General features: G+C 46.6%; 11 protein-coding genes. 10 read left to right on the forward strand and 1 reads right to left on the reverse strand.

Annotation, left to right across the window (positions count from 1 at the left end):
* Both EGV91_RS16990 and EGV91_RS16995 read left to right on the forward strand, forming a co-directional pair.
* Window positions 1-401 (forward strand): GNAT family N-acetyltransferase (locus EGV91_RS16990; RefSeq protein WP_135505839.1); only part of this gene is annotated, 401 nt, incomplete at its 5' end.
* A gap of 37 nt (window positions 402-438) precedes the next feature.
* Complete coding sequence (locus tag EGV91_RS16995) at window positions 439-903, forward strand: GNAT family N-acetyltransferase (RefSeq protein ID WP_135505841.1); 465 nt, start codon at window positions 439-441, stop codon at window positions 901-903.
* A 65-nt stretch (window positions 904-968) separates the two neighbouring features.
* Here EGV91_RS16995 and EGV91_RS17000 read toward each other — a convergent pair whose 3' ends face one another.
* On the reverse strand, window positions 969-1337 hold the full coding sequence (locus EGV91_RS17000; protein WP_135505843.1) for a DUF3899 domain-containing protein: 369 nt from the start codon (window positions 1335-1337) through the stop codon (window positions 969-971).
* 136 nt (window positions 1338-1473) lie between these two features.
* On the opposite strand from EGV91_RS17000, the gene EGV91_RS17005 reads away from it, so the two are divergent.
* From EGV91_RS17005 to EGV91_RS17035, 8 genes are all read left to right on the forward strand, one after another.
* Window positions 1474-3123: a peptide ABC transporter substrate-binding protein gene (locus tag EGV91_RS17005; RefSeq protein WP_135505845.1), complete on the forward strand. Its 1650-nt coding sequence runs from the start codon at window positions 1474-1476 to the stop codon at window positions 3121-3123.
* 110 nt (window positions 3124-3233) lie between these two features.
* Window positions 3234-4163 carry an ABC transporter permease gene (locus EGV91_RS17010; RefSeq protein ID WP_135505847.1) on the forward strand — a complete coding sequence of 310 codons (930 nt, stop codon included), beginning with the start codon at window positions 3234-3236 and terminating at the stop codon, window positions 4161-4163.
* On the forward strand, window positions 4160-5218 hold the full coding sequence (gene opp3C, locus EGV91_RS17015; protein ID WP_135505849.1) for an oligopeptide ABC transporter permease: 1059 nt from the start codon (window positions 4160-4162) through the stop codon (window positions 5216-5218). The genes EGV91_RS17010 and opp3C overlap by 4 nt, the downstream gene beginning before the upstream one ends.
* 16 nt (window positions 5219-5234) lie before the next feature.
* Window positions 5235-6251 (forward strand): ABC transporter ATP-binding protein, encoded by a 1017-nt coding sequence (locus tag EGV91_RS17020; RefSeq protein ID WP_135505850.1) that lies wholly within the window; start codon window positions 5235-5237, stop codon window positions 6249-6251.
* Between the two features lie 373 nt (window positions 6252-6624).
* Window positions 6625-7446: a transporter substrate-binding domain-containing protein gene (locus EGV91_RS17025; protein ID WP_135505852.1), complete on the forward strand. Its 822-nt coding sequence runs from the start codon at window positions 6625-6627 to the stop codon at window positions 7444-7446.
* Window positions 7447-7536: 90 nt separating this feature from the next.
* Complete coding sequence (locus EGV91_RS17515; protein ID WP_338325063.1) at window positions 7537-8214, forward strand: saccharopine dehydrogenase family protein; 678 nt, start codon at window positions 7537-7539, stop codon at window positions 8212-8214.
* 8 nt (window positions 8215-8222) lie between these two features.
* Complete coding sequence (locus tag EGV91_RS17520; RefSeq protein WP_338325064.1) at window positions 8223-8699, forward strand: saccharopine dehydrogenase family protein; 477 nt, start codon at window positions 8223-8225, stop codon at window positions 8697-8699.
* Between the two features lie 31 nt (window positions 8700-8730).
* Window positions 8731-9139: amino acid ABC transporter permease (locus EGV91_RS17035; RefSeq protein WP_135505854.1), on the forward strand; the 409-nt coding region annotated here is incomplete at its 3' end.

Here is a 9139-nt window from a genome sequence, read left to right on the forward strand (position 1 = left end):
CGGAACAGCTCGCTGCATGGGCGCCTGAAGCGCTGAGGCAAGAGAAGGTGGAACAATGGCGCGTTTCTCTTGCTGAGAACAAGACATTTGTCGCTTGGAAAGACGGCAAGCTTGCCGGATTCGCCGACTTGGCAGCGGACGGAAAATTGGACCGCTTGTATGTCCACCAGGATTATCAAGGACGGGGAATTGCAGGGCGGCTGCTTAGGGAAATCGAGCAAGAAGCGAGGCGGCAAAAAGTGGTGGAGCTGAAGGTGGAAGCAAGCATAACGGCGAAACCTTTTTTTGAGCATTGCGGGTTTACGGTCATTGAACCCCAGACGATCGAGCGGCGAGGTGTCCGCTTGAAAAACTATCGCATGGCCAAAGCATTGCACGATTTAAATGAGAATAATGGATAGACCATTACGTTAGGTGAGGGAATAAAGAGGAGAACATATGAAAATTCAAACACAGCGATTGGATTTGATGCCGTGTACGGCTGAAAATTACAGCGATTTTGCCGCGCAATACGAAATGGGACCGCATATTAATATGCATGTGGCAGAATTAGAAGACAAGCCGGAGCTATTGGGTTGGGGCGTATGGATGGTTGTGCGCCGGGATAATGGAAAAACCATAGGCGACGCCGGTTTTAAAGGACCACCAGATAGCGCCGGCGTGGTGGAAATCGGCTACGGCATCGCACCGGAAGCACAGAATCAAGGGTTTGCGACAGAAGCGGTCAGAGGCTTGATCGACTGGGCGTTTCATACGGGAAAAGTAGAGCGGGTGATCGCCGAATGTACGCATAGCAATGCGGCATCGATTAAAGTGCTGGAAAAGCTGGGTATGCACCGCACAGGGTCGGATGAAGAGCTGCTTTTTTGGTCTCTAAAAAAAGGATTCCAGGAGAACCTTTAAATCCATTCATAAAACAGGCGGAAAAAACTCAATGAGTTTTTCCCGCCTGTTTATGTTTCACCGTCTTAAAAATAATAGAATGCAGCAGAAAGTAAAAGCGAACCGCCGCTTAACAGCATGCCGATGATAAAAAAGTTTTTCCGCGCCGGAAACACTTTATCGAAGCTGGGGTTTTCAAACGAACGTTTTTCGCTTTCCCGAATCAATTGTTCTTTTTTATTTACTTTTGCAAAAAAGTTTTTTGTGCTGTGGATGAACGCTTCGAAAAATTTTCCTTCGATAAGCGACATTGCCGCCGCTGCCATAAGGAGAACGAGTCCCACCAAGAATACGGCATCCAGCCATTTGAGGAAGCTCCACGGAGTATACAGCATAAATGACAGAATAATTGAAGAAAAGATGGAAGCGCTGAGCAGTATTGGTTTCGAAGTCATATATATGTTCCTTTCCTTGAATAATTATAGGTTACCATGCATTTCTAATTTTAGAAAATTTAAATATTTTGTTGCCTAAATTGTAAATTACTATTATGATTAAAAAGAATTATTAGAAAACACAGGGGGTAGAAAAATGGGGAAAAAGATGAAAGCCCAGGTTTTATTCGTTTTAATGTCATTCGTCTTAATATTATCCGGATGTAACTTTAACTCTTCTGAAAGCTCTTCAGAAGGTACAGGATCAGAAGGCGGCGAAGAAACAGCGGGCCAAGTATTGAATGTTTCAGCTGTTGCTGATATTCCGACAATGGATTCTACAAAAGCACACGACGGCGTAGCATTCACTGTGCTGAACAACGTCAACGAAGGCTTATACCGCCAAGATGAAAATCATGAGCCGATCGAGGCTTTAGTAGCGGAACATACAGAAAACGAAGACCAGACTGTACATACGTTCACATTGCGTGATTCAAAATGGAGCAATGGCGAACCGGTTACAGCACAAGATTTCGAATACGCTTGGAAACGCGTCATGAAAGATGCGAGCCCGTATAACTTCATGTTCGTTACAGCAAGCATCAAAAATGCTGAAGCGATCATGAACGAAGAAATGGATGCTGAGGAATTGGGTGTTAAAGCTATCGATGAAAAAACATTGGAAGTAACGCTCGAAAGCGCAAACCCATTGCTTCAATCGTTGTTGACTTTCCCGACATTCTTGCCGCAAAACCAGAAGTTCGTTGAAGAGCAAGGCGATCAATACGCGCTTGAAGCAGAAAACCTATTGTTCAACGGGCCATTCAAATTAGTTGAATGGACGCACGAGCAAGGCTGGAAATACGAAAAAAATGCCGACTACTGGGATGCAGAAGCGGTTAAATTGGATACAATCAATGCTTATGTTGTAAAAGATTCAACTACTGGCGTCAATTTGTACGAAACAAATAAAGTGGATCGCGTCGACCTAAGCTCTGAATCTGTAGAGCAATTCAAAGACGATGCGAACTTCAATACAATCTTGGAGCCAAGCTTGATTTTCTTGCGCTTCAATCATAACCACCCGGTGCTTGGCAACAAGAAAGTCCGCCAAGCAGTGAATATGGCAATCGATAAAAAGAGCTTGACTGATGTTATTCTAAAAGATGGTTCTACACCTCTTAACGGAGTGGTGCCAGCTGGATTCTTTACAAACCCGGATGGGACAGACTTCCGCGAATTGAACGGCGATTTCAACACAGGTACAGTTGAAGAAGCGCAAAAATTATTTGCTGAAGGCCTTAAAGAAGCTGGCGTTGAAGATGTAACGGCATCGATCAACATTTCAGATTCTGACGACCATAAAAAAGTGGCAGAATACCTTCAGGCACAGCTTGAAGAAAACCTTCCTGGCTTTAAGCTTGAAATCAAAGCAGTGCCATTCGCACAACGCTTGGAAATCGAAAAAGCGATTGAATACGATTTGTCATTGTCTTCATGGGGCCCGGATTACAGCGACCCGATGACGTACTTGGATATGTGGTTGAAAGACGGTTCAGCTAACCGCATGGACTACCACAACCCAGAACTTGACGCTTTGGTATCACAGGCACGCACTGAAACTGACGCTGCGAAGCGCTACGAAATGCTGTTGAACATTGAAAAAATCCTCTTGGAAGAAGATGCTGCAATTGCACCGCTTTACCAAGATGGATCAGCTATCTTGATGAGAGATAAAATCAAAGGTTTAATCGTCCACCCGACTGGTGCTACATTCTCTTATAAGTGGACATCTATCGAAGAATAATTTGCAGATTATGCAGCTATAGATACGAGGGTGTAGCCGAGTGATAATCGGCGCCCCTCGTATTTTTTTCATCCAGAACAGACTTACCATACAGAAATAGGGGTGTTCCTATGAAACGGTATCTGATCCAGCGGATTGGTTACATGATTATTACGCTTTTTATCATTGTTACTGCAACATTTTTCCTCATGCAGCTGCTTCCAGGAACTCCATTCACCAACCCGGAAAAATTGACGGCTGGGCAAATGGCAGTATTGAATGCGAAATATGGGCTGGACCAGCCGGTTGGCATCCAGTATCTCCGATATATCGGCAACTTGGTGCAAGGCGACTTGGGCTATTCTTTTCAGCATGAAGGACGGACTGTGGAAAGCATGATCAGCAGCCGGATCGGACCTTCGGCATTTATCGGCTTGCAGGCGCTGATCATTGGAGCGATTGTCGGCATGGTGCTCGGCATCATTTCCGCATTGAAGCATAATTCGCTTTTCGATTACGGTTCTGTGGCTCTTGCCGTTTTGGGGATGTCGATTCCGTCATTCGTCTTCGCAGCTTTGCTGCAGTATTATGTAGGCGTTAAGCTCGGCTGGCTTCCGGTCGCGCTATGGGAAGGCTATTCGAGCACACTGCTGCCTTCGATTGCGCTGTCAGTGACTGTAACGGCGACAGTCGCGCGGTTTATCCGCAGTGAAATGCTTGAAGTTATCGGCCAGGATTATGTCATTACTGCACGCGCAAAAGGGATGACCGAAAAGCAGGTTGTGGTCAAGCACGTTATCCGCAACGCGCTGATTCCGGTTGTTACGATGCTTGGACCTCTGGCGGTTTCCATTATGACCGGTACGCTGGTCATTGAAAAAATCTTTTCGGTGCCGGGGCTGGGGGAGCAATTCACATTGTCTATCCTGGTGCTCGATTACAGCGTTATCATGGGAATCACGATTTTCTATAGCGCGCTGTTCATCTTTGTCGTCTTTGTCGTCGACATCATCTACGGATTCCTGGATCCCCGCATCAATTTTAGGGGGGAATCAGCATGACAGAACTAGACGCAAAATTGCCGCGCAGGCAAGGGAGCGAATTGCAAAGTGGCAACACGTCGGACGGCATTCCCGCCGACCTTTTTGTGAAATCGCCGCTTGACCAAAGCAAAAGCGAAGAAATTGGCACGCCTTCCCAGTCATTCTGGAAAGAAGCGTTCCACCGGCTCGCTAAAAACAAAGGTGCCATGATTTCGTTGGTGCTATTGGTGTTCTTGATCGTCTTGGCGCTGATCGGGCCGAGCATGAATGAATTCACCTACCGCGAACAAAACTTGGCGCATTCCAATATGCCGCCGAAAGTGGAAGGGCTGGAATGGCTCGGCTTTAATGGATTGAATGCACAGGGCACAGATGTCTACGCTGAGCGCCAAGTAGAAACCAATTACTGGTTCGGCACAGATGAATTCGGCCGCGATTTATGGACGCGTGTCTGGAAAGGTACGCAAATCTCCTTATTCATTGCGGTGGTGGCAGCTGCACTCGATTTGATTATCGGTGTGATTTATGGCGGGATTTCATCGTTCTATGGCGGACGGGTGGATAACGTCATGCAGCGGATCATCGAAGTGCTGATGGGGATTCCGAACTTGATTGTCATCATCCTCTTTATCCTGGTGCTCGAACCGGGTGTCCGTTCCATCATTTTGGCAATGGTCATCACCGGCTGGGTCGGCATGGCACGGGTTGTGCGGGGCCAGATCCTGCAATTGAAAGGCCAGGAATTCGTCTTGGCTTCCCGCACGCTTGGCGCGTCGAACGGCCGCTTGATCACGAAGCATCTGCTCCCGAACGTCATGGGGCCGATCATTGTCACGGTCATGTTCACGATTCCGACAGCGATATTCTTTGAAGCCTTCCTGAGCTTTATCGGCCTCGGCTTGCAGGCGCCGCTTGCATCACTCGGCGTACTGATTGAAGACGGCTATAAATCGATGAGGTATTTCCCGTATAAATTGATTTTCCCGGCGCTTGTCATCAGTACGATTATGATTTGCTTCAACTTGCTGGGTGACGGTTTGCGCGATGCATTAGATCCGAAAATGAGAAAATAGGGGAGGGTCCTATCCGATGAAAGAAAATATTTTGACGGTTGATAATCTGCATGTTTCATTCAAGACCCAAACCGGGAAAGTCACTGCTGTCCGTGGGGTCAACTTTGAGCTGAAAAAAGGCGAGACACTGGCAATTGTCGGTGAATCGGGCTCAGGGAAATCCGTGACGGCGAAATCGATCATGCGTTTATTGCCTAAACACAATACCGAAATCAGCAAAGGCGATATTCTCTATGGCGAAAAGAGCCTGCTGAGCCTGTCTGCCAAAGAAATCACCGATATCCGCGGCTCCGAAATTTCGATGGTGTTCCAGGATCCGATGACGTCGCTGAATCCGACGATGAAAGTCGGCAAGCAAATCATGGAAGGCCTTCAGCGCCATCAGAACATGACGAAAGCACAGGCACGCGACCGCGCGCTTGAGATGCTGAAATTGGTGGGCATTCCGAAAGCGGAGCAGCGGCTGGACAATTACCCGCATCAGTTCTCCGGCGGGATGCGCCAGCGCGTCGTCATCGCTTTGGCGCTTGCCTGCAATCCGAAAGTACTGATTGCGGATGAGCCGACAACTGCGCTTGACGTCACCATCCAGGCACAAATTCTGGATTTGATGAAAGATTTGCAGCAAAAAACAGACACGGCCATTATTTTGATCACCCATGACCTTGGGGTCGTCGCCAATATGGCGGACCGTGTTGCTGTCATGTACGGCGGCAAGATCGTCGAACAAGGGACGCTGGATCAGATTTTCTATAATCCGCAGCACCCATATACACTGGGGCTCTTGAAATCGATGCCCAAGCTCAATGAAGACAAAGGGCAGCCGCTATTGCCGATTGCCGGCTCTCCACCGACGCTCGCGACGCTCGGCGAAGGCTGTGCTTTTGCGGCGAGATGCCCGCATACGATGAAAGTGTGCCATTCGTATACGCCGCAGGATACCGAAGTGGAGCAAGGCCATACAGCGGCATGCTGGCTTCAGGATGTGCGGACGCCGAAAGCGTCACCGGGAGAAGTGCTCGGTGTCAATTAACAAAGTTCTAGAGAGAAAAGCTTGCCTTAGGGTAAGCTTTTTTTCTTTTCCTAAAACAGCCCCAACTATTTCGTTTATTCCAAATGAGCTTTGAAATAATCAATTTTATCTGAAAAATCTGAAAGTTAAATTGACTTTTGGTATTTTTTGAAGAATAATGGAGAGAATAACTTCTAAAAAAAGGAAGAGAAAAATGACGTTCGAACTCCCTCGCTTGTATAATCTTTTCGGTTAAATCTTTTCTTCGTAAAAGCCATCCATTCATGTTCTCCGATTTATCGTTAATGGGTTTGCTTCATGGGCAAATCGGCAGAATGTTATTTTTCCACATCAAAAGAAAAGAGCAGTGCTAAAAAAGAAGGGGGAAAATAAGGTGAAGAAAAATGTTGTGTGGTCGTTCATTCTTTTATTAATCATCAGTATGTTGGCAGCCTGTGGTTCTGGGGATGCCGAAGAAACGGCGCAAGAGGAGAAAAAAAGCGGAGCAGATACTGTCCTCAGCCGGATTGAAGAATCCAAAAAATTGAATGTTGCATTTGAAGGAACATACCCGCCATTTAATTTCCTTGACGACAATGATGAGTTCCAAGGATTCGATGTCGATATTTCAAATGAACTCGCCAAACGCCTTGATGTTGAAGCGAATTTTATTGCCACGAAATGGGACGGGCTGATCGGCGGCTTGAAAGCTGATAAATTCGATATCATCATCGGCCAAATGACCGTGACGGAAGAGCGCAAAAAAAGCGTCGATTTTACGGATCCATACGTAATTACGGGCTCGGTGCTAGTGACGCGTGAGGATACGACTGATATTACGAAACTTGAAGACATTAAAGGGAAGAAAGTCGGCGTTGGCGGGGGAACTACTTTTGAAGAAGTGGCGAATAGCGTTGAAGGTGCTGATGTGAAATTATACAAAGCGGTCAGTGATTATATCCAGGATTTAACAAACAAGCGCCTGGATGCCATCATCAACGACCAATTGCTGATCAGCTACAACATTAAAGAAGAGGGTCTGCCGATCAAGATTGCAAGCGATATTCTAAATAAAGATGAAATCGGTATGGCAGTCAATAAAGGCAATGACGATTTTATCGAAAAAGTAAACGTGGCGCTGGGAGAAATGAAAGAAGATGGAACATACAATGAAATCTATAAAAAATGGTTCGGCACAGAGCCGTTAGAAAATTGACGGAGGCTGGAAGCGGCCAAAGGAACATCTTTGATTCCTTTGTGCTTTCCCTATAATTGAAGCAAAGCATGGTGAAGGAGGGTGAGAAGCTTGCATATCTTTGTCTTGGGCACCGGAATGATTGGCACAACGGTAGTGACGGAAATGAGTAAATTTCCGGAAATCGACGTTATTACGGCTGTGGATGTTAATCAAGCCAGCATCGATAAATGCTTGGCCATTGCCGGTAGCGCAAAAGTGATCGGCAAAGTAGCTGCGTTAAAGACAGAAGAAGATATTGCGCACGTATTGACTGGCGCTGACTTGGCTATAGCTTGTCTTCCTCATTCCCTTAGCTTGGCCGCCATAAAAGCAGCTATTGCCTCCCATTGCCATTTAGTGGATCTAGTGGGCTCTCAGTTCATGGAGAAAATGGATTTGAACGAACAAGCGAAGCAGGCAGGCGTCATTATTGTGCCGGGATGCGGTGTCGCACCCGGAATTACAAATTTCTTAGCGGCCCAAGGCATAGACCTCTTGGATGAAGCGGACGAGGCAGTCATGACGTGCGGCGGAATTCCGATGCACCCGATTCCACCGTTATGGTATCAAGTGGTTTACCGCCTCGAAAGTTTATTGCGGCTGTATACGAAACCGGCAACGGCCATTGAAGAAGGGGAACTTGTCGAATTGGCGCCGCTTTCCAATCTGCAGGAAATCACTTTCCCCGAACCGGTCGGGCTATGTGAAACGGTAATCACCGATGCCATAGTACGGCTTTCGTGTTAAAAGGAAAAGTGAAAAATTTGTATGAAAAAACGGTCCGCTACCCCGGGCACTGGGAAAAAATGAAGGTGATTGGTGAGCTCGGCTTTCTTGATGACATACCCATTGCGCTTGAAGGGATCGTGACCACACCTCGTGCTTTTGCCGAGAAAGTGCTGGTTTCGAAAATGAAAGGGGATTCGCATGAGGACATTACCGTCCTGCGGGTGGAAGTGACGGGCACAAAAGACGGAAAGCGGACAAAGCATCGATGGGAGATGGTTGATTTATATGATCATCAACGGGATATTACCTCGATGGCTAAGACGACTGCGCTTCCAGCGCTCATTATAGCGAAACTGATTGCGACAAAGAAAATAACCGAGACAGGGGTTATTCCGATTGAAAGCTTGATTATTCGGGATCGATTCCAGCCATTTCTTGATGAATTGAAGCGTTTAGGAATCGATATTGACTATAAAGAAGAAGTTTTCATTTCATCGGAATGACAATCATAGCGCTTGTCTGAATGGAGGAACTATGGACTTTACGATTATTATCGATTCATTGCCATCATTATTAAAAGCGACATTAATGACGATTTTCTTAGCAGCGATTTCCATCGTTATTGCCTTGGTGATTGGTTTTTTTACAGCCATCATCCGGATCCTGAAAGTGAAAGTGTTAAATGAAGTGGCGAATACGTATGTTTCCCTTATGCGGGGAACACCGCTGCTGGTTCAAATATTCGTCATCTATTACGGATTGCCGCAAATAGGGATTGCTTTGGATCCGATTTCTTCCGGTGTATTGGCGTTAAGTTTAAATGCAGGGGCATATCTTTCGGAGTCTTTCCGCGCCTCCATTTTGGCGGTGGACAGCGGCCAAATGGAAGCTTCGGTCTCAATGGGAATGACCTATAGCCAAGCATTGAAGCGCATCATTTTGC

The organism is Planococcus koreensis, from assembly GCF_004761975.1.
Lineage (GTDB): Bacteria > Bacillota > Bacilli > Bacillales_A > Planococcaceae > Planococcus > Planococcus koreensis.

Coding starts and splice junctions, on each gene's coding strand:
- EGV91_RS16995 (WP_135505841.1), top strand. CDS start 439: ATGAAAATTCAAACACAGCGATTGGATTTGATGCCGTGTACGGCTGAA.
- EGV91_RS17000 (WP_135505843.1), bottom strand. CDS start 1,337: ATGACTTCGAAACCAATACTGCTCAGCGCTTCCATCTTTTCTTCAATT.
- EGV91_RS17005 (WP_135505845.1), top strand. CDS start 1,474: ATGGGGAAAAAGATGAAAGCCCAGGTTTTATTCGTTTTAATGTCATTC.
- EGV91_RS17010 (WP_135505847.1), top strand. CDS start 3,234: ATGAAACGGTATCTGATCCAGCGGATTGGTTACATGATTATTACGCTT.
- opp3C (WP_135505849.1), top strand. CDS start 4,160: ATGACAGAACTAGACGCAAAATTGCCGCGCAGGCAAGGGAGCGAATTG.
- EGV91_RS17020 (WP_135505850.1), top strand. CDS start 5,235: ATGAAAGAAAATATTTTGACGGTTGATAATCTGCATGTTTCATTCAAG.